The 22,053-nt window shown below is 60.1% G+C and carries 19 protein-coding genes; 5 read left to right on the top strand and 14 right to left on the bottom strand.

What is annotated here, in order from left to right; genetic code table 11:
- Positions 1–22: 22 nt before the first annotated feature.
- From KORLAC_RS11830 to pdxH, 3 genes are all read right to left on the bottom strand, one after another.
- The gene (locus tag KORLAC_RS11830; RefSeq protein WP_068306809.1) at positions 23–1,471 is read right to left on the bottom strand and encodes a coniferyl aldehyde dehydrogenase; all 1,449 of its coding nucleotides are present in this window, start codon (positions 1,469–1,471) and stop codon (positions 23–25) included.
- 145 nt (positions 1,472–1,616) lie between these two features.
- On the bottom strand, positions 1,617–3,788 hold the full coding sequence (locus KORLAC_RS11835; RefSeq protein WP_068306811.1) for a methyl-accepting chemotaxis protein: 2,172 nt from the start codon (positions 3,786–3,788) through the stop codon (positions 1,617–1,619).
- A 151-nt stretch (positions 3,789–3,939) separates the two neighbouring features.
- Entirely contained in the window at positions 3,940–4,551 is a 612-nt protein-coding gene (gene pdxH / locus KORLAC_RS11840) for a pyridoxamine 5'-phosphate oxidase (RefSeq protein ID WP_068306813.1), read from the bottom strand.
- A 160-nt stretch (positions 4,552–4,711) separates the two neighbouring features.
- Between pdxH and KORLAC_RS11845 the strand changes: the two genes are divergently transcribed.
- The 4 genes from KORLAC_RS11845 (at position 4,712) to aroC (ending at position 8,583) form a co-directional block, all read left to right on the top strand.
- Complete coding sequence (locus KORLAC_RS11845) at positions 4,712–5,650, top strand: DnaJ C-terminal domain-containing protein (RefSeq protein WP_068306816.1); 939 nt, start codon at positions 4,712–4,714, stop codon at positions 5,648–5,650.
- Entirely contained in the window at positions 5,613–6,581 is a 969-nt protein-coding gene (locus tag KORLAC_RS11850) for a YihY/virulence factor BrkB family protein (RefSeq protein WP_068306821.1), read from the top strand. Before KORLAC_RS11845 ends, KORLAC_RS11850 begins: the two co-directional genes overlap by 38 nt.
- A gap of 89 nt (positions 6,582–6,670) precedes the next feature.
- Complete coding sequence (locus KORLAC_RS11855; RefSeq protein ID WP_068306823.1) at positions 6,671–7,501, top strand: enoyl-ACP reductase FabI; 831 nt, start codon at positions 6,671–6,673, stop codon at positions 7,499–7,501.
- A gap of 8 nt (positions 7,502–7,509) precedes the next feature.
- A complete protein-coding gene (gene aroC, locus KORLAC_RS11860; protein ID WP_068306825.1) occupies positions 7,510–8,583 on the top strand; it encodes a chorismate synthase in 1,074 nt (357 codons plus the stop codon).
- Here the strand turns inward: aroC and KORLAC_RS11865 are convergent.
- From KORLAC_RS11865 to KORLAC_RS11875, 3 genes are read right to left on the bottom strand one after another with little or no spacing between them, the layout of a single operon-like run.
- Positions 8,580–10,184, bottom strand: coding sequence for a Na/Pi cotransporter family protein (locus KORLAC_RS11865; RefSeq protein WP_074519460.1), 1,605 nt, complete (start codon positions 10,182–10,184; stop codon positions 8,580–8,582). The genes aroC and KORLAC_RS11865 overlap by 4 nt on opposite strands.
- A gap of 60 nt (positions 10,185–10,244) precedes the next feature.
- Entirely contained in the window at positions 10,245–10,922 is a 678-nt protein-coding gene (locus tag KORLAC_RS11870) for a hypothetical protein (protein ID WP_068306828.1), read from the bottom strand.
- Positions 10,923–11,885 (bottom strand): aldo/keto reductase, encoded by a 963-nt coding sequence (locus KORLAC_RS11875; RefSeq protein ID WP_206594936.1) that lies wholly within the window; start codon positions 11,883–11,885, stop codon positions 10,923–10,925.
- Between the two features lie 141 nt (positions 11,886–12,026).
- Between KORLAC_RS11875 and KORLAC_RS11880 the strand changes: the two genes are divergently transcribed.
- Positions 12,027–12,992 carry an alpha/beta fold hydrolase gene (locus KORLAC_RS11880; RefSeq protein ID WP_068306833.1) on the top strand — a complete coding sequence of 322 codons (966 nt, stop codon included), beginning with the start codon at positions 12,027–12,029 and terminating at the stop codon, positions 12,990–12,992.
- Between the two features lie 9 nt (positions 12,993–13,001).
- On the opposite strand, the gene KORLAC_RS11885 is transcribed toward KORLAC_RS11880, so the two are convergent.
- The 8 genes from KORLAC_RS11885 to KORLAC_RS11920 form a co-directional block, all read right to left on the bottom strand.
- Positions 13,002–13,601, bottom strand: a complete 600-nt coding sequence (locus tag KORLAC_RS11885) for a hypothetical protein (RefSeq protein ID WP_068306837.1) — start codon at positions 13,599–13,601, stop codon at positions 13,002–13,004.
- A gap of 20 nt (positions 13,602–13,621) precedes the next feature.
- A complete protein-coding gene (gene rlmD, locus KORLAC_RS11890; RefSeq protein WP_068306839.1) occupies positions 13,622–14,893 on the bottom strand; it encodes a 23S rRNA (uracil(1939)-C(5))-methyltransferase RlmD in 1,272 nt (423 codons plus the stop codon).
- Positions 14,893–15,636 (bottom strand): TlyA family RNA methyltransferase, encoded by a 744-nt coding sequence (locus KORLAC_RS11895; RefSeq protein ID WP_068306844.1) that lies wholly within the window; start codon positions 15,634–15,636, stop codon positions 14,893–14,895. Before KORLAC_RS11895 ends, rlmD begins: the two co-directional genes overlap by 1 nt.
- Before the next feature lie 18 nt (positions 15,637–15,654).
- Positions 15,655–17,601, bottom strand: coding sequence for a 1-deoxy-D-xylulose-5-phosphate synthase (dxs, locus tag KORLAC_RS11900; protein ID WP_068306846.1), 1,947 nt, complete (start codon positions 17,599–17,601; stop codon positions 15,655–15,657).
- An 87-nt stretch (positions 17,602–17,688) separates the two neighbouring features.
- A complete protein-coding gene (locus KORLAC_RS11905) occupies positions 17,689–18,585 on the bottom strand; it encodes a polyprenyl synthetase family protein (RefSeq protein WP_068306847.1) in 897 nt (298 codons plus the stop codon).
- Between the two features lie 11 nt (positions 18,586–18,596).
- Entirely contained in the window at positions 18,597–18,854 is a 258-nt protein-coding gene (locus tag KORLAC_RS11910; RefSeq protein WP_068306849.1) for an exodeoxyribonuclease VII small subunit, read from the bottom strand.
- A 133-nt stretch (positions 18,855–18,987) separates the two neighbouring features.
- The gene (locus tag KORLAC_RS11915; RefSeq protein WP_068306851.1) at positions 18,988–20,184 is read right to left on the bottom strand and encodes an MBL fold metallo-hydrolase; all 1,197 of its coding nucleotides are present in this window, start codon (positions 20,182–20,184) and stop codon (positions 18,988–18,990) included.
- Positions 20,185–20,233: 49 nt separating this feature from the next.
- The gene (locus KORLAC_RS11920; protein ID WP_068306853.1) at positions 20,234–22,018 is read right to left on the bottom strand and encodes an acyl-CoA dehydrogenase C-terminal domain-containing protein; all 1,785 of its coding nucleotides are present in this window, start codon (positions 22,016–22,018) and stop codon (positions 20,234–20,236) included.
- Between the last annotated feature and the right edge of the window lie 35 nt (positions 22,019–22,053).

Consider the following 22,053-nt stretch of genomic DNA (forward strand, 5'->3'; position numbering starts at 1 on the left):
CTCCTGACTGCTGGTTAACCTGTTACTTGATCTGACGCTCCACATTCTTGCGAAGCTTGTCCGTGTATGGTGGGACGATCCCAAGGAGATTGCCGATCGACAGTTTCGGGTGCCTCAGCACCGATTTCTGGTGGCTGAACTCCAGAAAACCGTCATAGCCGTGATAATGACCCATGCCGCTGTTACCCACACCGCCGAACGGCAGGTTTTCATGGGCCCCGTGCCACAGCACATCGTTGACTGTCACGCCGCCGGATGTCGTGCGCGTCAGCACTTCGGCTTCCTCGGCCTTGTCCCCACCAAAATAATACAGCGCCAGCGGGCGTTCCCGCGCGTTGACATAGTCGATCACCTCAGACGTCTTTTCATAGGTACGCACTGGCAGGATCGGGCCAAAGATTTCTTCCTGCATCACCTTCATGTCGTCGGTCGGGTCCAGGATCAGGGCTGACGGCAGCTTGTTGGCCTGGTTCTGGCCTGCAAAATCCTCATCCGCGGGGTTGATGATGCGCACATCCGCTCCTTTGGCTTTGGCGTCCTCAATATAACCTTCAAGCCGCTCCCGGTGCCGCGGGCTGATGATCGAGGTATATTGGTCGTTTGCTAGCATGGACGGATACATGCTGGACACCTTCTTGGTGTAGGTGTCGACAAAGGCGTCGCGCCGGTCGGCATCAATATTGATATAATCCGGCGCCAGGCAGATTTGTCCGGCGTTCATATGCTTGAAGGTGGCAACGCGCTCGGCCACCATATCCAGGTCTGCGCTTTTGCCAACGACAACCGGGCTTTTGCCGCCCAGCTCGAGCGTCACGGGCGTGAGGTTCTCGCTTGCCGCCCGCATGATCAGCTTGCCCACCACCGGCGCGCCCGTGAACATCAGGTGGTCCCATGGCTGGCTGGCGAAGGCCTGGCTGGTTTGCACCGCCCCTGTCACAACCGCCACTTCGGTTTCATCGAAGTTTTGAGCGAACACTTCTTTGAAGAAGTTGGAAGTGCGCGGTGTGTGCTCACTTGGCTTGATGATCACCCGGTTACCCGCCGCCAGCATCTGTGCAAGCGGCACGAAAACCATGGTCAGCGGGAAGTTCCAGGGCGTAATCAGCCCCACAACACCTTTCGGCTGCGGCACCACCTGCGCCTTGGCACCCAACAGCCCCAGCGGGAACTGCAGCTTACGCTTAGAGGGTTTCATCCACTTGTCCACATGCTTGATGGCATCCTTGAGGGCGCCAGAGCTTGCCGCTACGTCAGCGAACAATGTGGTCTCGGCGGACCGGTTACCGAAATCTTCCGAAATCAGGCGGATAAAGTCATCCTTATGATCCATCAGGCACTTGAGCGCGCGCCTCAGCCTGTCCTTGCGCACCTCCGCGCTTACGAAGCCTTCAGCCAGATAGCTGTGGCGCTGGGCCTGAAGCTTGGCTGCGATGTCTTCCGCTGGCGTCTCGTTGAGCGTCATGCCGTCCATGGTCTTTTCCCCCTTTGAAAAGTTGCCTTTCCCCAAAGGCAATGTGTTCCATTAAAGTGTAGTTCGGCAGCGCCGGACTTCAAAGGCCAAAACGAAAAAAGCCCGCACAGATGCGGGCTTTTCCATAGTTTCATGATTAAAGTAATCAGGCTGACCGCAACAGATGTATCTCTGCGCCCTTGTGGCTCTTTTCATCGGCGTTGTCGGAAGACGCTACGGCCTCTTCTTCTTTTGTGTCGCGCACTTCAGCCAGGAACCGATCCACCTCGCGCTTCAGGCTATCCGATTCAGACATCAGGCTTTCCGCACTTGTCTGCAGGTCGCTGGACATGGTGCGGGTCTCAAAGGCGGCCGCGTCCACAATCGACACACTGGCCCGGACTTGTTCTGTCCCAGCCGAAACCTGCTGCACATTTTGGGCAATCTCGCCGGTGGCTGCGGCCTGCTGCTGTACTGCCGCCACCACAGACTGCGTCACATCATTCATCTGGCCAATAATATCGCCGATCCGCTCAATCGCTCCCGACGCGTCGTTTGACACCAGCTGGATCTTTTCCACATAGGCCGCGATATCTTCGGTTGCCTTGCTTGATTGTGCTGCCAGGTTCTTTACCTCGGACGCCACCACAGCAAAACCTCGGCCTGCGTCACCGGCGCGCGCGGCCTCAATGGTCGCATTAAGCGCCAGAAGGTTGGTCTGATCGGCGATATCGCGGATCATTTTGACCACAGAGCCAATCTGGTGTGCGGCCTCCGACAGGCCCGCCACGGTTTCCGTGGTGCGGCTGGCTTCATCAACGGCGCTCAGGGCCACCTTCGCGCTATGGTCAAGCTCATCGCTCACGGACCGGAACGAGACAGAGAGTTCCTCGGTCGCCCCTGCCACGGCCTGAACGTTGCGCGATGCCTCATCCGTTGCATGCTGGGTCGCGCTGACTTCCGACGCAGTGCGTTCGGTGTTGCCGACAAGCTTATTGGCCGCCCCCGCCATGTTCCGGGATGCGCTCGCCACCGTTTCCACGATGCGCATCACACCCACTTCAAACGCATCGGCCATCTGCAGGCGTTGCTGCTGGCGGGCTTCCTGACGCTCCAGCCGCGCGCGTTCTTCGGCCTGCTTGTGTTCTTCAAGGCGGCGGGCGTCCTCGATTTCCTGAAGGCGCCGGGCTTCAGCTTCCCGGCGCTCGCCCTCGCGTTTGGCTTCGGCCAGACGCTCCAACTCAAACGTCTTGTCCTTGAAGATGCCTGCCGCTTCGGCCATGCGGCCGAGTTCGTCACCGCGGTCACGGCCCGGAATTTCAACCGTCTTGTCGCCTGCCGCCAGCCTACTGATCGCATCGGTAATACGGCCAAGCGGGCGCGCGACCGAAAAACCGATATACCAGGCCATAATGGCTGCGATCACGGCGCCAACGATCAATCCAATCAGGCTCTGGACCACAGCCTTGTTCACGGCTGCGATCATATCGGTCAGCGCAAGCCCTTGCTCATCACGGGCAGCCAGTTTTGCCTTGCCCGTAATGTCTGCAATGGCCGTTGCCGCCCCTTCAAGCTGGGTCATGGCATCCTGCAAGGACGTGGCTGCCGCATTCTTGGCGCGCAGGCTTTGGCGGATTACGTCGCTATCGCGGCGGGCATAGATCAGCACCCGCATGTCGCGCCGCGGTATGCCCTTCAGCGCCACCTGTGCTGTCCTGATCAAACCGTCCAGTTCTTCACCTGCGGCAATGGCCTCGGAAAAGTCTGCGGTACGGCCCGATGCCACATAGGCAATGCTGGCCTGGTTATAGCGTGCCACAAGCGGCCCTAATTGGCTTGCAAGTGCAGCTGCCTCGCCGCCCCTGGACTGCAGGAAATCGGCCAGCTTGGCGGCTGACACTTCCAGTTTGCCAATGCCAACAGCAACAACCTGAAGGGCGTCCTCTTCGTTCCCCAGACGGTTTTCAACTGCCGTGAAAACAGCATCAAAATCATGGGACGCGGCCTCAAGGGCTTTTGCCGTCTCGGCTTCGCCTGTTTGGGTCAGGATGTCGGCCACCTCGGTGCGGGTTTCTTCCGCCCGGGCCTGGGCCTCGGTCAGGCGCTGCCTGTCTTCCTCCCGGCCTGAGAATGCGTAAGTCCTGAGCGCGCTGGTTTGTGCCGCGATATCGGCCGCATAATCATTGACGTGCCTGACAATGTCAGTCTTGTCGGCAATCGCCTGAGAGGCGGTATCGAGCCCGCGCAAACCGGATGAGGAGATGCGGTTCGCCGCCGCAAGCGTAACGATGACGGCTGCGAAGCCGATGAGAATCCGAAGACGAACGGAAAGACGCATGGAGTGACCCTCGCTATGCGGTGCCTGCCACGCGTGCTGGCCCACAGTGTTGTTGTGCGAGGAAAAGGTAAATCCCTATTGTGACAGATATATTTCACTTCAGTGACACTTCTGCCCCAAGGGCAATATAAGGTGTCACACAACGGAAATATTAGGGGTAAAGCTCCGCCAGCTGCCAGTCCTGAGCGGCTTCATCCAACCGGTAGGTAATGCGCTCATGCAGGCGGAACTTGCGGTCGCGCCAGAATTCGAAATAGCGCGGCTTCAGCCGAAAGCCGGACCAATAATCAGGCCGTGGCACATCGCCGGCGCCAAACTTGGCAGTATATTTCGCGATGGCGCCCTCAAACTCAAACCGGCCTTCCATCTCGCGCGACTGTTGTGACGCCCAGGCGCCGATGCGGCTGGCGCGCGGGCGCGAGGCGAAATAGGCGTCGGCTTCGGCGTCTGTTACCGGCTCGACAGCACCCTCGACACGAATCTGACGGCGCAGGGTCTTCCAGTGGAACAGAAGCGCTGCGTTCGGGTTTTGTGCCAGCTCCCCGCCTTTGCGGCTTTCAAGGTTGGTGTAGAAAACAAGACCGTCCGCATCGCAGCCCTTCAGAAGCACCATCCGCACGCTCGGGAAGCCGTCTGGCGTTGCTGTTGCCAGCGCCATGGCCGTCGGGTCATTGGGCTCGCTTTCCGTGGCTTCGGCAAGCCAGGCGTTGACCTGATCGAACGGGGTTTCAAAAGAAGCACGCTTGTCGGACACCGGTCTTATTCCTTGTCAAAAAAAATCTTTTTCCGCACGTCGGCTGCACAGTCTGCTATATCAAATCTAAGCATCTATAAATGCAAGAATATTGCACGCCGTGCCCTGCCCCTTATATGATAGCAAGACACGTGATTCAGTATCTGTTTTTTGGGTTTGATACAATCCTATGAGCGACCTTTATGATATTTTGGGCCTAAACCGCGACGCCAGCCAGGCTGACGTCAAGAAGGCCTATCGTACTTTGGCTAAAAAATACCATCCAGACGCCAACAAGGATAACCCCAAGATTGTCGACCGCTTCAAGGAAGTGTCTGCAGCCTACTCGATCCTCGGGAACGAGGAACAGCGCAGGCGCTATGACCGCGGCGAGATTGACGAGACCGGCGCCGAGAAGCGCGCCTATTCGAACCCATTTGGGTTTGGCGGCGGCGGCAGGCGGCGGGCATCTGCAGGGTTCGACGATTTCGATCTTGACGAAGCCCAGGATATCTTCACCGAATTTTTCCGCTCCTCAAGCCGGCGCAGCGGCCCATCGCGGGGGGATAACCCGTTTGAACAGTCAGGCCGGAAGCGGGGTCTGGACCTCAGCTACAAGATCACCATCGGTTTTGACGAGTCGATCAACGGCAGCACCCGGCGCCTGACGCTCAACGACAACCGCAACGTGGACATCAAGATCCCACCCGGCATCAAGGATGGCCAGGTGATCCGGCTTTCCGGGCAAGGCGGCCCGGCCTTCGGCAAGGGCCCCAAGGGCGATGCGCTCGTGGAAATTCGCGTGGCGCCTCACCCCTATTTCACCCGCAAGGATTTGGATATCCATCTTGAGCTGCCAATCTCACTTGATGAAGCGGTGCTGGGCGGTGATATCGAAGTGCCGACCCCCAAAGGCCGCCTGACAGTACGCATTCCCAAAAACAGCTCCACCGGCAAGCGCCTGCGGCTGAAGGGCAAGGGCGTCAAGCGCGGTGATGAGGTGGGCAATATGTATGTCAACCTGAAGCTGATGCTGCCGACCGACCGCGACGCGGAGCTTGAAAAGCTGATGAAACAATGGTCCGGCGGCAATGGTGCTGACCTCCGCAAGAAAGCGGGGCTATATTGACACCATGGTAGCGCTGGAACGGCATAAGCGGGCCTGGAAACGCGCCCTCGTCCTGTTTTTCAGCAATCAGGGCATGGCGGCGGCCGGTAACATGGCGTTCCTTTCCATGCTATCGCTGTTTCCCTTCATCATCTTCCTGGTCGCTGTTTCCGGCTTCATGGGGCAATCCGAGCGCGGGCACGAAGCGATCCAGTATATGCTTTCTATCCTGCCGCCCGAAGTCTCAAGCGTTGTCGCCGGCCCGATCAAGGGTATTGTCAGCAACACCGGCGCCGAAATCCTGACCGGTTCGATCCTGCTGGCCATCTGGACCGCTGGAAACGGCGTGGAAGCGGCGCGTGAGGTGTTGATCAAGGCGTTTGGCAAGGAACACGCGCGCGCCATCTGGATCAGGCGGCTTGAAAGCCTGGGCGTGGTGGTTTTTGGCGCCATTGCCATCGTGATTGCCATGTCGATCATGGTGCTGGGCCCGGCGGTCCTCAAGGCCATCACCAGCCTGTTCCCGGACGCCATGATGGACGGGGTCAACACCACCTGGAAATACCTCAGCCTTCTGGTCAGCCCCGCTGTGCTGACGCTGGGGCTTTATATGGTCTACCTGTCGCTGACGCCCAGGAAAGTGAAGAACGTGGTGCGCCTGCCCGGCACGCTGCTCAGCGTCGCCGTGTTGATCGCAACAGCCAAGGGCATGTCGGTTTACCTCAAATATGCAGGCAACTATGACGTCACCTACGGCAGCCTCGCGGGCGTGGTGGTGATGCAGCTTTTCTGCTTCCTTGTCAGCCTCGGTTTTGTGCTGGGCGCGGAACTGAACGCAGCCTATACGTTCGACGAGGCAGACAGGGCAAAGGCAGAGGCACGCGCCAGCAAGCGGACTGCAAAGGACGCGGCCAATAATGGCGATGACAAACCGGCAGAAACCGACGCATAATCAGTTTCCGCCAAAACAATTGACGGGCGGGGCGCTTCGTGTAGGATGCGCCGAATTCTCGGCCTAACAGATATAAAAAGGGGGCGAATATGACCAAATTGATGGAAGGAAAACGCGGGCTTATCATGGGCGTCGCAAACGACCGCTCGATGGCCTGGGGCATTGCCAAGGCCTGCGCGGAGCAAGGCGCTGAGGTTGCCTTTTCCTATCAGGGTGAAGCCCTGGAAAAGCGCGTGCGGCCACTGGCGGAATCCATTGGGTCCGATTTCCTGGTGCAGTGTGATGTCTCCGACGCCGCGTCGATCGACGCCATGGCTGCAAAGCTGGCGGAAAAATGGGACAGCATCGACTTCTTCGTACATGCCGTTGGTTATTCCGACAAGAATGAGCTGCGCGGCCGCTATATCGACACCACGCTCGACAACTTCCTGATGACCATGAACATCTCCGCCTACAGCTTCGTCGCCGTGGGCCAGCGTCTCGAGAAGATGATGACCAACGGCGGCAGCATGGTCACGCTCAGCTACTATGGCTCGGAAAAGGTTGTGCCCCACTATAATGTGATGGGTGTGGCGAAAGCGGCCCTTGAGGCCAGCACCCGCTATATGGCGCGTGACCTGGGCGAAAAAGGCATCCGGGTGAACACCATCTCCGCCGGCCCGATGAAGACGCTCGCGGCGTCCGGCGTTGGCGATTTCCGTATGCTTTTGAAGTATAACGAGAAAAACGCCCCCCTGCGCCGCAACATCACGCTTGATGATGTGGCCGGTGCGGGCCTTTACCTCCTGTCTGACCTGTCTTCCGGCGTGACCGGCGAAACCCACCATGTGGATAGCGGTTTCTCCACCACCTGCATGCCGACAGACGACGACGCGATGAAGGCCTTCATCAAGATCCTCGACGAACAAGACAAAGACTAGGCTTTCATATGTCCTATAACACCTTTGGCAGACTTTTCCGTTTCACCACCTGGGGCGAGAGCCACGGCCCGGCGCTTGGCGCCACCGTCGATGGCGTGCCGCCGCTGTTGGAGATCACGGAAGAGGAAATCCAGGTGTTTCTGGACAAACGAAAGCCCGGCCAGAGCAAATACACCACACAGCGCCGGGAACCCGACGCTGTGAAAATCCTGTCGGGCGTGTTTGAAGGCAAAACCACCGGCACGCCTGTGCAGCTGATGATCGAAAACACCGACCAGCGCTCGAAGGATTATGGCGATATCGCTGAACGCTACCGCCCCGGCCACGCCGATTTCACCTATATGGAAAAATACGGCATCCGCGATTATCGCGGCGGCGGGCGCTCCAGCGCGCGCGAAACCGCGGCCCGCGTGGCGGCCGGCGCCATCGCCCGCAAGGTGCTGGGGGACGGTATCACCATCCGTGCCTCCATGGTGCAGATGGGTGCCCACAAGATTGACCGCAGCCGGTTCGACTGGGCTGAAGTGGACAACAACCCCTTCTTCTGTGCCGACGCGCAAACGGCCGAAGAATGGGCAACCGAGCTGGACGCGATCAGGAAAAGCGGCAGCAGCATTGGTGCCGTGATCGAAGTGGTAGCCGAAGGCGTACCCGCCGGTTGGGGCGCGCCGGTTTACGGCAAGCTGGACGCCGACCTCGCAACCGCGTTGATGAGCATCAATGCCGCCAAAGGCGTGGAAATTGGCGCCGGCATGGAAGCAGCCCGCCTGACAGGCGAAGAGAATGCGGACGAGATGGTCCCCGGCGCAAACGGCGGGCCGCAGTTCATGTCCAACAACGCGGGCGGCATATTGGGCGGCATTTCAACCGGCCAGCCCATCGTAGCCCGTTTTGCCGTGAAGCCCACCAGCAGCATCCTGACGCCGCGCAAAAGCGTGAACACGCGTGGCGAAGCCGTTGATGTGGTTACCAAAGGCCGTCACGACCCCTGCGTGGGCATCCGCGCCGTACCCATCGCCGAAGCCATGATGGCTGTGGTGCTGGCCGACCATATGATGCTGCACCGCGCCCAGTGCGGTTAATCTTCCTGGTCGGAGGCTGACGGTTCCGCCTGCTGGTCTCGTTCCCCAAGATGATAGCTGATGCGCCAGACGTGGTAGGCTACGCGCTGCAGCCAGCGCATGGCATCCAGCCGCGCCATCAGCGTGGTGTCCGGCCCATGCTCTTTGATGGAGCTATGCACCTCTGACTGGCGGTACCGGTGGCGCTGGACACGCATGAAGCCGTGCAGGCGCTCAAACGCCGCCCTGCCCGCCGAGATATCACCATCCAGGGTGAACCGCCCCACGGCATGCGCCAGCACGGCGGTATAGCGCGCCAGCCGCCTGTCGGCAGACAAGGCCCCCACCCGGGTGATCTGCGTGCAGCGGTGATGCAGGCGGCGAATATGGTCAAGCGCATGCAGCGCCGCCACCTGCTGGTCGGCCGACACCGGGTCTAGCGCGCTCGATGAGATCTCCTCCACATAGAGCTGGGTGTTTTCCGTGGCGCGCAGAAGCGCTTCCAGTCTTGCCTCCTGGCTGGCCTGCCGCGTTTCCGGCCGCAACTGACTATGAAGGATGGCAAAAGCTTCCTGCCCCAGCCTGCGGGCAACCTCAAGCGCCGTGGCCATGGCCACGCCGGGTTCCTTCAGGAGGTGCCTGTCCAGCCCGCGCTCCAGCGCTGGTACCTGTTCAGGCACCAGACGGGTGATAAAGCGGGCGAAGGCACCGGTGAAAGGCAGTATCAGGATCACGCCAAGAATATTGAACATGGTGTGGAAGCCCACGACCGCCATCTGGGCATTGCCCGCCGCGCCGCCCGCCACCCAGGCATCCATGAAATTGGTGTAAATCCCCACCAGGAAGAAGGCCATGACACCCGTCATGACGTTATAGATCACGTGGGCGAAGCCGGTTTGGCGCATGGCGGTTGAACCACCCACGGTCGCGAGGGCGGCTGTGAAGGTGGTGCCCACGTCCATACCAATCACCATGGCCGCCGCCTGCGGGAAGGAAATCGCCCCGGACGACAGCGCCACAAGGGCCGTCGCCACACCGGCGCTTGATGACTGGGTCACAAGCGTGATCCCCACACCGATCAGCACAAGCTGCAGGCGGCCCAGAAGGGTATCCGCCGGGAAGCTGTCGGGCGTGACAATGCCTTCAAAGGCTGCCATGCCGTGCTGCAGCGTTTCAATGCCGATAAACAGCAGGCTGAAACCCGCGAGCGCGGTGCCCGCGTGACGAAACTTTGGCTTACCAAACAGGCGCATCAGCACCCCAACAAGCAAAAGCGGCATCACCATCAGACCAAGCTGGAGCTTGAAGCCGATCAGCGCCACCAGCCAGCCGGTGATGGTGGTGCCGATGTTGGCACCAAAGATGACCCCCAAGGCCTGCGAGAATGTAATCAACCCTGCCCCCACAAAGCCAACGGCTGTTACCGTGGTGGCACTGGAGGACTGGATCACGGCCGTTGTCAGGGCACCGGTGACAGCGCCTGAGACCGGATTGGTGGTATAGCGCGCGAGGATCGCCCGCAAGGCCCCGCCGGCCAGCGCGCGCAAGCCCTCTGTCAGCACCGTCATGCCGAACAGAAACAGGCCAATGCCCCCAAGGGCGGTAAGAATATGCTGCATCATGCTGCCTTGTTGCCGTGTCAGGCCCCAAGTGTCTCTGACAAAGGTCAAATCTGGCAAGTGTCAATTTTTGATGGCACCGCTGCGCGGCAGCAGAAAGGCTCCGACAGCAGCCAGCAGGAACAGGACTGGCAGCAGCCAATAATCAGGCTCGCCCATGGTGTGCAGTATGCCTGCGGATATAACCACCCACAAAAACGGGATCACCCACAGCAGAAGCCGCCGTTCGCCCACAAGCAGGAACCAGCCAAGCGTCAGTGGAACAGCGGGATCGGGCATCAAAGCCACGGCCTCAAACGCGGCAGGCGCCCTGCCCGCAAGCATGGCAACAACAGGGTATAGCACCAGCGCCACTATCATAAGAGAAGCGCCGCCCCACGCCCCAATGGGTGACACATGCGCCGGACCTTTGACAGGATGTGCCCGCGCAATCAGCAGCAAAGCCCCCTGAAGCGCAAATAGCGTGGCAAAGGCGGGCGCTGCTGTCATTATTTCGGCGTAACGGCCAAGAAAAAACAGTGGCACCGGCATGACCCAGGCAGCAGCCAACAAGCCCCAAACCGGCAAGTCCTGACCTTTCTGGTACCAGAGCCACAGCGTACCGGAGAACCCAAGCACGAAAGCCAACGCAAGAGGCCACCAACTGCCCACATAGGCTTCCACCATGCGGAAATAGACAGCTGGCGAGAACATCAGGAAATCGGCCAGCTCATAGCTTTGCAGGGTCTCCCAGAAGAACATCTACAGGTCCTTCACATAGGCAGCCATACGGGCCCGCAGGGTCGCATCCGGCAGTCGGCCCTTACTTGCGGCCATATTTTCCCGCACATGCGCCACTTGCGTGGTGGCGGGGATGGCGCAAACGACCGCCGGATGCGATACGTTGAATTTCAAAAGATAATCCGCCCACCCTTTGAAGCCCTCAGCTTTCGCCCAGGCGGGGAACGGGTGGCGTTTGACCGCGCGGATCAGCCGCCCGCCGTCAAAGGGCCGGTTGACGATCACCCCAATGCCGCGCTCACGCGCAAGCGGCAGGATGCGGTCTTCCGCCTCCCGGTTGGTCATATTGTAGGTCAGCTGGACAAAATCGAGCGGCTGGTTTTCAAGGATTGCCGCCAGCTCGCGGTGTCGCCTGCCGTGCGACGTGGTCACGCCTACATAGTCGATGGCACCGGCGGCCTTCATCTCAAAGAGGACCGGCAGATGGGCTTGCCAATCACGCAGGTTATGCACCTGCAAGAGGCTGAAACGCAGCACACCCCAGTTCTTGAGGCTCGCCTGAACCTGCGCCCTGCCCTGGCGCGCGCCGTTGATCCAAACCTTGTCGGTGGCCATCAGCGACGGCGGCGCGCCCAAGGCCGTCAGCGCCTGCCCAATGGTGGCCTGCGATGAGCCATACATGGGCGAGCTGTCAATCATGCGACCGCCCGCCTCAAGGAAGGCCGCGATGACCTTCTGGCTGGCCTCAAGGCCAACAGGGTCATTCCCGACATTGAAGGTGATCCAGCTACCGAGGCCGATGGTCGGAATGGCTTCCCCGCTTGAGGGGATGCGTTTCAGCAGCATGTCACTTGCAGCAGACGCAGCACCCAGGCCAGCCAGCGACACCCCGGCTGCCCCCAGCATCGCAAGAACTGTCCGTCTGTCCATCCGGCGGTCCATTGGACGGTCCATTGGACGGTCCATCTGCTTGCCTGACACCATGACATGCTCCATAAAGTTATGACATAACATTACCAGCCGCGCCCGCGCCTGTCACTGGGCCAAAGGTTTAGCGCGCTGAAAATCGCCGCTGGCGCGTGTAGGCCCCTTCAGGTAAGCTCCCGCCAAACGGGGGAGTGACAGATGATGAAATGGCTGAAATACCTGCTGGCCGCGCTGATGCTTGGCTTTGCGCTGGTGGTCTATATTTCCTGGACGCCGGATATACCGCACGAAACATTGGCCGAAAAATACGCCACAGGCGCTTCAGATTTCATCGAACTCCCGTCTGGCGCCCGCGCGCACTTTCGCATGCAGGGCAATGCCGAAGGGCCGACAATCCTGCTGCTGCATGGCTCGAACGCGTCCCTACACACCTGGGAAGGCTGGGTGGACGCCCTTGACGAAGACCATTTCGTTGTCACCGTTGATTTGCCAGGCCACGGCCTCACCGGGCCGACGCCCGCGGACGATTATACCTATGGCGGCATGGTGGCTTTCGTGGATGAGTTCGCATCAGCCCTCAACCTGCAGGATTTCATCCTTGGCGGCAATTCGATGGGCGGCGGTGTCACGCTGGCTTATGCGCTGGCGCACGGGGAAAAGCTTCAGGGCATCGTTCTGGTGGACGCCGCAGGAGTGAACCCGCCCGCAGACACCAAAATCCCCATAAAGCGCCCGAAAGCCTTCGACCTGGCTGGCCGCTGGTACAGCGACTGGATCCTGGAGAATATCACGCCGCGCAGCTTTGTCGAAGAAGGCCTCATGACCTCCATCGTTGACCATACGCTGATCAACGACGCCATGATCGACCGCTATTGGGAGCTGGTGCGCCATCCGGGCAATCGCCGTGCCACTGGCATCCGTTTCGCCTGGTACAGGGACGGCGGCCGGGCTGACCTTGATGTGGCCCAGATCAACCTGCCTACGCTGATCCTCTGGGGCGAAGCCGACAGCCTGATCCCCATGGAAGTTGGGCAAATACTGGCAGAAAAGATCGAAGGCGCCAAGCTGGTGACCTACCCCAACATCGGCCATATCCCGATGGAGGAAATTCCGGCCATCTCAGCCACGGCTGTCAGAAGCTTCGTCGCTGACCTGCAGGACTGATATCGGCGTTTATTCTTCGTTGCGGAAGAAGGCGGCCTCCTGGGCCTTGCAGCTGTTCGCCGGCTTGGGCCGGGTATTGATATTGTCGACGGTCCAGCATTCGCGGTAGAGCGAGCAATAACACATGGATACGGTGACACGAGAATCCAGCTGCCCCCTCATAAGCGCGGCAATTTCGGGCGTTGTGTCCATCTTGATCATCTGAACACGGACGTCAGCAGGCATCAGCGCGCCGGGGTCCAGATCGGTAACCGCAACGGAATCCACATTTCGCTCCGGCCCGTCCAGACGTACTGCACCATCTGTGGCCAAGGCCACAGCCTGTGTCCAGGTTGCTTGTGCTTTACCATCAACGCTGACAGTCAGCCCCTCAATGGACGCCGGACCTATGCCCTGGTTGGTCGCCCCGATATAGAAGCTGCCTTCCTCGTCGCCCACATGGCTGCCGGTGAACACCATGATGCTCGGCAGCACCGAAAGGCGGGCATGTTCGCGCTCCATCATCGCCTCGTCATGCATCACCTGTGTCTGCACGATAGCCACCACCACAGCAGCGACTGCCGTGATCATGGCGGTGATGGACATCAGGAGTTCAAAGCGAATTTTCATATTTAAAATAATGCCTTATTTTATTTTCTTGAGAAAATACCTACAAGCTCCATATGGGGTGACCACAGGAACTGATCAACGGGCTGGACGCTCTCAAGCTCATAGCCGCCATCGGCAAGCGTACGGGCGTCGCGGCTGAAAGTATTGGGATTGCAGGACACGGCTACGATGCGCGAAACACTCGATGTTGCCAGCTGTTCCACCTGGTCCTTGGCCCCTGCCCGCGGCGGATCGAAGACGACAGCCTCGAACATCTCAAGCTCCTTGGTCGTCAGCGGTCTGCGGAACAGGTCCCGATGCTTGGCCACAATCTGCTTGAAGCCTGTGGCCACATTGGCGGCTGCCTGCATGGCATCCAGCGCGTTCTTTGCGCCTTCGGCCGCCAGCACCTGATGCTCTTTGGCCAGCGGGAAGGTAAAGGTGCCGATGCCCGAGAACAGGTCCGCCACCCGGCCATGGCCTGCGCAGCCGTCCACAACAGCCTTCACAAGCGCGGCTTCGCCCTCATCCGACGCCTGGATAAAGGCGGCCGGCGGCAGCGGCACACGGGCGCCTGCGAAATCCATCACCGCTTCGCGGCGGATTGCCACCGGGTCCAGGAAGCCCTGGTCCTGCCAGTGAACGGCGGCGATATCGTGGGTGTTGGCAAAATCCACCAGCGCCTCGCGGTCCGCCAGATCAAGCGCTTTCGCGGCATCGATCAACAGGTCAACACCGGAAGCCGTGACGGTCATATGCACGGTCGCTGCCATGCGCTGCGGCAGAATGCCAGCGAGCAAGGCCCTCAAGGGCGCAAACAGGCGCGTCAGCTCGGGCCGCGCGATCGGGCATTCCTTGACGTCCACAATCTGGTGGCTCTGGCGTTCGTTGAAGCCCAGCACCACACCGGATGCCACCCTGAGCGCCTTCAGGGCCACCCGGCGGCGGCTTTCCTGTGGGGTGATGATCGGGTCCCGCACGAGGCCCGCGTCAAAGCCGTGATGCGCCAGCGCCATTGCCGTGCGGTCCCTGACCCAGGCGGCATAGACATCGGGCTTCAGGAACTGCAGCTGGCAGCCGCCACAAGTGCCGAAATGCTGGCACGCGGGCGCTGTTCGGTCCGCGCTCTCCTTCGTGATGTCCACAAGGTCGGCATAAATGCCGTTCCGGCGCACGTCTTTTGCCGCCACCCGCGCCACATCGCCTGGCACGGTGCCGGGCACGAACACCGGCGTGCCGTCCCGCTCGCCAACCCCGTCGCCTTGTGCGCCCAGCGCGGTGATTTCAACGTCAAACAATTCTGCTTTTGCCATCAGGCCTTCTCGCCATACAGGAGGAATTCAATATTGCCTTCGGGGCCCTTGATCGGGCTTTCGGTCAGGCCACAGGCCGTCCAGCCGTCCATTTCATCGTTCAGCCAGGCCTGCATGTCCGCACAGACGGCCGTATGGAGCTCAGGGTCGCGCACCACGCCGCCCTTGCCCACATTCTCGCGCCCCACCTCAAACTGCGGCTTGATGAGCGCGATAAGCCGTCCACCGGGCTTCACCAGTGCCATGGCGGCCGGCAGCACAGTCTTCAATGATATGAAGCTGGCATCACACACCACGATATCAATGGGGTCTGGGATGGCTTCAGCGTCCAGATAGCGCGCGTTGGTCTTTTCCATCACCACCACGCGGTCATCCTGCCGGAGCTTCCAGGCCAGCTGGCCATGGCCCACATCAACGGCATAGACCTTCTGGGCGCCCCCTTGCAGTAACACGTCCGTAAAGCCGCCCGTAGACGCACCGACATCAATGGCAACAAGCCCCGTGGGGTCCACACCAAACTCTTTGAGGCCTTTTTCCAGCTTCAGGCCGCCGCGGCTGACCCAGTCATGTTCCTTGCCGCGTACTTCAAGCGCCTGGCCATCCTTGATCTGCTGGCCTGCCTTCAGGATTTTGGTTTCCCCGGAAAACACAACGCCCGCCATGATCAGCGCCTGTGCCTTGGCCCGGCTTTCCACCAGGCCGCGGTCCACCAGTGCCACATCTGCCCTGACTTTTGCTGCCACTGGTTGCCTCCCCCGGCCTTATGGTTTCTGCGCGGCTGCGCTGTCCCCTAGGGCCTGGCCATAGTCATTATGGCCGAGCGTTTTCAAAATGGTCGCGACAATGCCGGACGCATTGAGACCCGCGTCCTCATACATCTGTTCCGGCTTGCCATGGTCCTGGAACTGGTCTGGCAACTTCATGGCGCGAACCTTCAGGCTGCCGCCATCAAGGATGCCTTCCTCAGCCAGGAAATCCATCACATGCGCACCGAAGCCGCCGATGGCGTTTTCTTCAAGCGTGATCAGCACGTCGTGGGTCGCTGCAAGGTCGCGGATCAGCTGGTCATCCACAGGCTTGGCGAAACGGGCGTCGGCCACTGTTGTAGACAGGCCCCGGCTTTCAAGGTCTTCGGCGGCCTTCAATGCTTCACCGAGACGCGCGCCCAGCGACAGGATCGCAACCTTGCTGCCTTTCTTGACAATCCGGCCCTTGCCAATCTCCAGCACTTTGCCTTCATCCGGCAGCTCTACACCCAGGCCTTCACCGCGCGGGTAGCGCACAGCGGACGGCCGGTCATCAATGGAAGCGGCTGTTGCCACCATATGCATCAGCTCGGCCTCATCTGCCGCTGCCATCACCACCATGTTCGGCAGGCTGGCAAGGTATGTCACATCAAAGCTGCCCGCGTGGGTCGGGCCGTCCGCGCCCACGAGGCCGGCGCGGTCGATGGCGAAGCGCACCGGCAGCTTCTGCACCGCCACGTCATGCACGATCTGATCATAAGCGCGCTGCAGGAAAGTGGAATAGATGGCCACAAACGGCTTGTAGCCCTCGGTTGCGAGGCCCGCCGCGAATGTCACAGCATGCTGTTCCGCGATACCCACATCAAACGTGCGATCCGGGAAACGGTCGCCATACTTGTTGAGGCCCGTGCCCGACGGCATGGCCGCCGTGATGGCGCAGATCTTGTCATCTTTTTCCGATTCCTTGATCAGTGCGTCAGCAAACACATTGGTGTAGGTCGGAGCCTTGGGCGTCGACTTCTTGCGCTCGCCAGTCACCACATCAAACTGCGGCACGGCGTGATATTTTTCCTGGTTCGGTTCTGCGAACGGATGGCCATGGCCTTTTTCCGTCACCACATGCACCAGGATCGGGCCGTCAATGGCGTCACGCACGTTTTCCAGCACCGGCAGCAGGTGTTCCATATTGTGGCCGTCAATGGGGCCGACATAATAGAAACCAAGCTCGTCAAACAGCGTCCCGCCGCCCGCAGCCATGCCGCGCGCATACTCCTCGGCCTGCCGCGCCCGGTCCGCAAGCGGCCTAGGCAGCATTTCGATGATCTTTTTGCCGAAGCCGCGCAGGCTCAGGAAGGTGTGGGAGCTGACGATCTTCGCCAGATAGGCGGAAAGCCCACCCACGGCAGGCGCGATCGACATGTCATTGTCATTGAGGATCACCACCAAACGGTTGCCGGCCTGCTCGGCGTTATTCATGGCTTCATAGGCCATCCCGGCGCTCATGGCGCCGTCACCGATCACGGCAATCGCCTTGCCCGGCTTGTCCGCCATCTTGTTGGCGACAGCCATGCCAAGCGCGGCGCTGATGGACGTGGACGAATGCCCGGCCCCGAATGGGTCATAATCGCTTTCACCACGCTTGGTGAAAGGCGAAAGCCCGCCGCCCTGGCGAATGGTGCGGATACGGTCCCGCCGTCCGGTCAAAATCTTGTGCGGATAGGCTTGGTGGCCAACGTCCCAGATCAGGCGGTCGTCTGGCGTATTGAACACATAGTGAAGCGCCACCGTCAGCTCCACAACACCGAGACCCGCGCCAAAGTGGCCGCCGGTCACGGATACGGCGCTGATCATCTCTTCCCGCAGCTCGTCTGCGAGTTGCTGCAGCTTTTCCTTGGGGAGCTTGCGCAGATCCACCGGGGTCTGCACGCTATCCAGCAAAGGCGTTTCAGGGCGTACGCTCAACTTCTTATCCTTCTCAGCCTCTGGGCAATCTGCCCATGTGGCACAGGCCTGTCTGCGCAGGCTTGGTTCGCTTTGGCCCAAAAGGCCTCAAACGTTGCGATTTATAACAAAATGCGCGACGGCGCGCAAAAGCGATGCTTTATCGTCGAATTGCGCCAAATGTTCAATAGCCTGATCCGCCAAAATCTGGGCCTGCTTGCGGGCGCGCTTCACGCCCATCAGGCCTACCAGCGTGGCTTTACCGGCATCCTGGTCCTTGCCGATGGCTTTTCCGACTTGTTCCTCGGTACCTTCAACATCCAGAAGGTCATCGGCAATCTGGAAAGCAAGACCCAAATCACGCGCATAGCCATGCAGGGATGCCCGTGCCTGTTTGCCAGCGTGACCCATGATAGCGCCCGCTTCAGCAGAAAAACAGATCAGCGCGCCGGTTTTCATCTGCTGCAGGCGCTGCACGTCCATTTCGTCCAGTTCCAGCTCCGGCGCCTGAAGATCAATCATCTGGCCGCCTACCATGCCGCGGTGCCCCGAGGCCCGCGCCAGGTGCTTCACAAGCTCCAGCCGCACATAGGGGTCGGAATGGGTCTCGTCGCTCGACAGGATCTCGAATGCGATGCTCATCAAGGCGTCACCAGCCAGGATTGCCGTGGCTTCGTCAAACTTCTTGTGGACGGTCGGCATGCCGCGGCGCAGGTCGTCGTCGTCCATCGCAGGCAGGTCGTCGTGGATCAGGGAATAGCAATGAATACATTCGATTGCCGCCGCCACACGAAGCGCCTGGGGGCGGTCCACGCCGAACAATTCAGCGCTCGCAAGGACCAGGAAAGGCCTCAAGCGCTTACCGCCGGAGAAAACAGAATAGCGCATGGCCTCGACAACGCGGTCTTCAGGGCCACCATTCCGTGCGAGAATAGGATCGAGAACCCGTTCTATCGCTGCAGAGGTGGCAGCAAGGGCATCGTTAAGAGGTCCATTATCTTCCACGAGCAATCCGCCTATTCGACTTCGAGAGGCTGGGTGCCGGCAGCGGCGCCACTGTCGTCCAGCGTGATCTTTTCGATCTTCGCCTGGGCATCCTTCAGCTTGGCTTCACAGTGAGCCTTCAGCTGGGTACCGCGGGTATAAAGCTCAATGGACTGCTCAAGAGGCGCATTTCCGGATTCAAGCTTGGCCACAATCTGCTCAAGGGACGCCATGGCTTCTTCAAAGCTCAGCGCACTTAAATCTTTGGTATCTTTGCCTGTTTCGTTCATTGTCCGGAACCTTCAGCCCTTAGAATTGCCTGTGTGTCATAATCTGAGGCTGTTATAGGATGGCCCATGCCGAGACGCAAAGGTTATTGCTGCGAACCACTCTCATTTTAGGGTCAGAAATGGCGGATTTCTGTCAGTAGATGTCGGCCAACTCACGCAGGGCGACGCCGGGCAACGCCTTGGCCTGGCCCGCCACCAGACTGGCATCATATGTGCCTACTGCCTCAAAACGGTAGACGTCACCATCAAACGTCCGCTTCATCAGCGACAAGGATTCCAGCAGGTGCAGGTGCGCCAGCGCTTCGCCCAGCGCCATATAGAAATCCATGCCCGTCAATTTGCGCCGAAACAGGGATGGGAAAGTTTCAACCGGGGTGCGCGCCTCACTGCACCAGTCATGCAGCGACTTCAGTTTGCCCAGATGGCTGTCCACGAGCGCCGTCAGCCGCGTTTCCAGCCCCTTGAATACACGGCCATGGCTTGGCAGCACCAACGGGTCTCCCGGAATGCCCTTCATCCGCTCCAGGGACGTGATCCAGTGCGCCAGCGGGTTGGCTTCCGGCTCGCGCGCATGCACGGACACATTCGAGGTGATGTTCGGCAAAACCTGATCGCCCGAGATAAACAGCGGCTCGTCCAGGCACGACAGGCAGGCATGCTCAGGCGAATGGCCGCGGCCAATCACCACGCGCCAGCGCCGGCCACCAAGCATCAGGTCACTGCCGTCCTCAACGCGGATATAGCGGGGCGGCAGTTGGTGCACACCGCGGCGGTAGTTATCAAAGCGCGCACTGCGCATCATGGGCTCGAACTGCGGGTCCACGCCGGATTTCAGCATGAACTCGATTTCATTGTCAGGCACTTCCTTGGTGCCGCCCATCCACAGGTTGGAGGCGGTCATATACTCAAGGGCGGTCATGGTCAGCGACGCACCGAAGCGTTCCGCCAGCCAACCCGCGAGGCCGATATGGTCCGGGTGGAGGTGCGTACCAATGACGCGGGAGATTGGCTTACCGCCCAGGAAGTCCGCCTCAAGCGCTTCCCAGGCCGCGATGCCGCGTTTGCCCATGGAGCCCGTATCGACGACAGACCAACTGTCGCCTTCATCGAACAGATAGACATTGATATGGTCCAGCGACCACGGTAGCGGCATACGCGCCCAATAGACACCGTCGGCTACCGGAATAACGGTGCTGCCTTCAGGCACCGCATCACCGTGCGGGTACCAAAGACCGTCGTCTTCCACGACACCGCGCCGGTGGTCTGCCACCGACGCCTGTGCCAGAGCTTTGGCCTCACCCTTGCTCACACCTGCTTTGTTTTTGGTCATATGTCCCTTGTCCCGCTTGGATACTCAATACAAAGGGCCCCATGACCCCCTAGTGGCGCAGAAAGGCCTCTTCGGCCATATCTGTGATGTGGCGTGCCCCCGCCTTAATTGAAGGTAGAAGCGCAACGGCAGAAGGCAAGATTTGTTCGCGGTAGAATGCCGCCGTGGATACCTTTGCCTTCAGGAACGAAGGGTTCCCCTCGCCTGCAGCCAGGCACTTTTCTGCTTCAACCGCCTGTCGGCTGAGCATATAGGCGCCCAGGACGGTGCCGAACAGCCGAAGATATGGTGTCGCGGCGGCTGCCGTATCGACAATCTTGTCGAACCCGTTTTCAAACAGCGTGTTGGCGGCGTCTTCAAGCGCATCAACGGCTGGCGCAAGATCACCCGCATAGGCACTGCCTTCACCTGCCGCGAAATCGCGCATTTCTGCGATTAGGGCACGCCAATGGGCGCCACCGTCCGCATTCAGCTTGCGGCCCACAAGATCAAGCGCCTGGATGCCGTTGGTGCCCTCATATATCGGCGCGATACGAGCATCGCGGTAATATTGTGCCACGCCGGTTTCCTCGACAAAGCCCATGCCGCCATACACCTGGATACCAAGTGACGCGGCCTCAACACCGATATCGGTCGAATAGGCCTTGGAGATCGGCGTCAGCAGATCAGCCTCGCCCTTCGCAGCAGCGCGGGCCTCTGCATCTTCAAGTGCGTGCGCCCGGTCAAGCGCCCAGACATTCCTGTAAATGATCGCGCGGGACGCTTCAGCCGTCGCCCGCATGGTCAGGAGCATCCGGCGCACATCCGGGTGGTTGATAATGGTGACGCTTTCACGCGTTTTGGCGCCAATGGCTGCCGACTGTACACGCTCAAGCGCGTAAGACGCCGCGTGCTGGTAGGCGCGCTCAGCAATCGCGACACCCTCAAGGCCCACGCTGATGCGCGCATGGTTCATCATGGTGAACATGTTGGCCATGCCGCGGTTCTCTTCGCCCACAATATAACCAACGCAGTTGCCGTTATCGCCAAAGCTCATCACGCAGGTGGGGCTGGCGTGGATGCCCAGCTTATGCTCGATGCTCACACATTTGACGTCGTTCGGCTCACCCAGGCTGCCATCCGCGTTCACATGTACCTTCGGCACCAGAAACATGGAAATGCCTTTGGTGCCAGCCGGCGCGTCCGGCAGGCGCGCCAGCACAAGGTGGATCACATTGTCCGCCAGGTCATGGTCGCCCCAGGTGATGAAAATCTTCTGCCCCGTGATCAGGTAGCTGCCGTCTGGCTGCCTTGAAGCTTTGGCGCGCAGGGCGCCGACGTCAGAACCCGCTGAGGGCTCTGTCAAATTCATGGCGCCAGACCATTCGCCGGTGATCATCTTGGGCAGATACAGGTGGCGCTGTTCGTCCGTGCCGTGGGCATCAATGGCCTCAATCGCGCCAGATGTCAGCATCGGCAACAGGCTGTAGGCCATGTTGGCGGATGTCACCATTTCGTCAACCGCGGTCGACAACGTGCTCGGTAGCCCCTGCCCGCCCAGCTCCGGCTTGGCCGACAGCGTCGACCAGCCACCTTCCACATAGGCTTGGTGCATGGGCTTGAACACGTCCGGGCTGATGACGCCCTCTTCCGTCCATTTGGCGCCGATCTGATCACCTGGCACATTGGTGGGCGCAATCTCTCCGCCGGCCAGCTTGCCGGCTTCCTCTAGAATTGCTGCAACAAGGTCGTCGCCCGCTTCCTCAAAAGCGGGGATGGACGTCCAGTCCGCCAGGCCTCCAGCGGTTTCAAGGGCAAAGCGTATTTCTTCAAGCGGCGCGCGATAGTCAGTCATTATCCGAAAATCCTGTTAAATTCCGTTGTCAGATG

Origin of the sequence: Kordiimonas lacus (assembly GCF_001550055.1) — a bacterium.
Classification (GTDB): domain Bacteria; phylum Pseudomonadota; class Alphaproteobacteria; order Sphingomonadales; family Kordiimonadaceae; genus Kordiimonas; species Kordiimonas lacus.

Bases quoted from the DNA above. Each gene is read 5' to 3' on its own strand.
- KORLAC_RS11830 (WP_068306809.1), bottom strand. From the start codon at position 1,471: ATGGACGGCATGACGCTCAACGAGACGCCAGCGGAAGACATCGCAGCC.
- KORLAC_RS11835 (WP_068306811.1), bottom strand. From the start codon at position 3,788: ATGCGTCTTTCCGTTCGTCTTCGGATTCTCATCGGCTTCGCAGCCGTC.
- KORLAC_RS11845 (WP_068306816.1), top strand. From the start codon at position 4,712: ATGAGCGACCTTTATGATATTTTGGGCCTAAACCGCGACGCCAGCCAG.
- KORLAC_RS11850 (WP_068306821.1), top strand. From the start codon at position 5,613: ATGGTGCTGACCTCCGCAAGAAAGCGGGGCTATATTGACACCATGGTA.
- KORLAC_RS11855 (WP_068306823.1), top strand. From the start codon at position 6,671: ATGACCAAATTGATGGAAGGAAAACGCGGGCTTATCATGGGCGTCGCA.
- aroC (WP_068306825.1), top strand. From the start codon at position 7,510: ATGTCCTATAACACCTTTGGCAGACTTTTCCGTTTCACCACCTGGGGC.
- KORLAC_RS11865 (WP_074519460.1), bottom strand. From the start codon at position 10,184: ATGATGCAGCATATTCTTACCGCCCTTGGGGGCATTGGCCTGTTTCTG.
- KORLAC_RS11870 (WP_068306828.1), bottom strand. From the start codon at position 10,922: ATGTTCTTCTGGGAGACCCTGCAAAGCTATGAGCTGGCCGATTTCCTG.
- KORLAC_RS11875 (WP_206594936.1), bottom strand. From the start codon at position 11,885: ATGGTGTCAGGCAAGCAGATGGACCGTCCAATGGACCGTCCAATGGAC.
- KORLAC_RS11880 (WP_068306833.1), top strand. From the start codon at position 12,027: ATGATGAAATGGCTGAAATACCTGCTGGCCGCGCTGATGCTTGGCTTT.
- KORLAC_RS11885 (WP_068306837.1), bottom strand. From the start codon at position 13,601: ATGAAAATTCGCTTTGAACTCCTGATGTCCATCACCGCCATGATCACG.
- rlmD (WP_068306839.1), bottom strand. From the start codon at position 14,893: ATGGCAAAAGCAGAATTGTTTGACGTTGAAATCACCGCGCTGGGCGCA.
- KORLAC_RS11910 (WP_068306849.1), bottom strand. From the start codon at position 18,854: ATGAACGAAACAGGCAAAGATACCAAAGATTTAAGTGCGCTGAGCTTT.
- KORLAC_RS11915 (WP_068306851.1), bottom strand. From the start codon at position 20,184: ATGACCAAAAACAAAGCAGGTGTGAGCAAGGGTGAGGCCAAAGCTCTG.
- KORLAC_RS11920 (WP_068306853.1), bottom strand. From the start codon at position 22,018: ATGACTGACTATCGCGCGCCGCTTGAAGAAATACGCTTTGCCCTTGAA.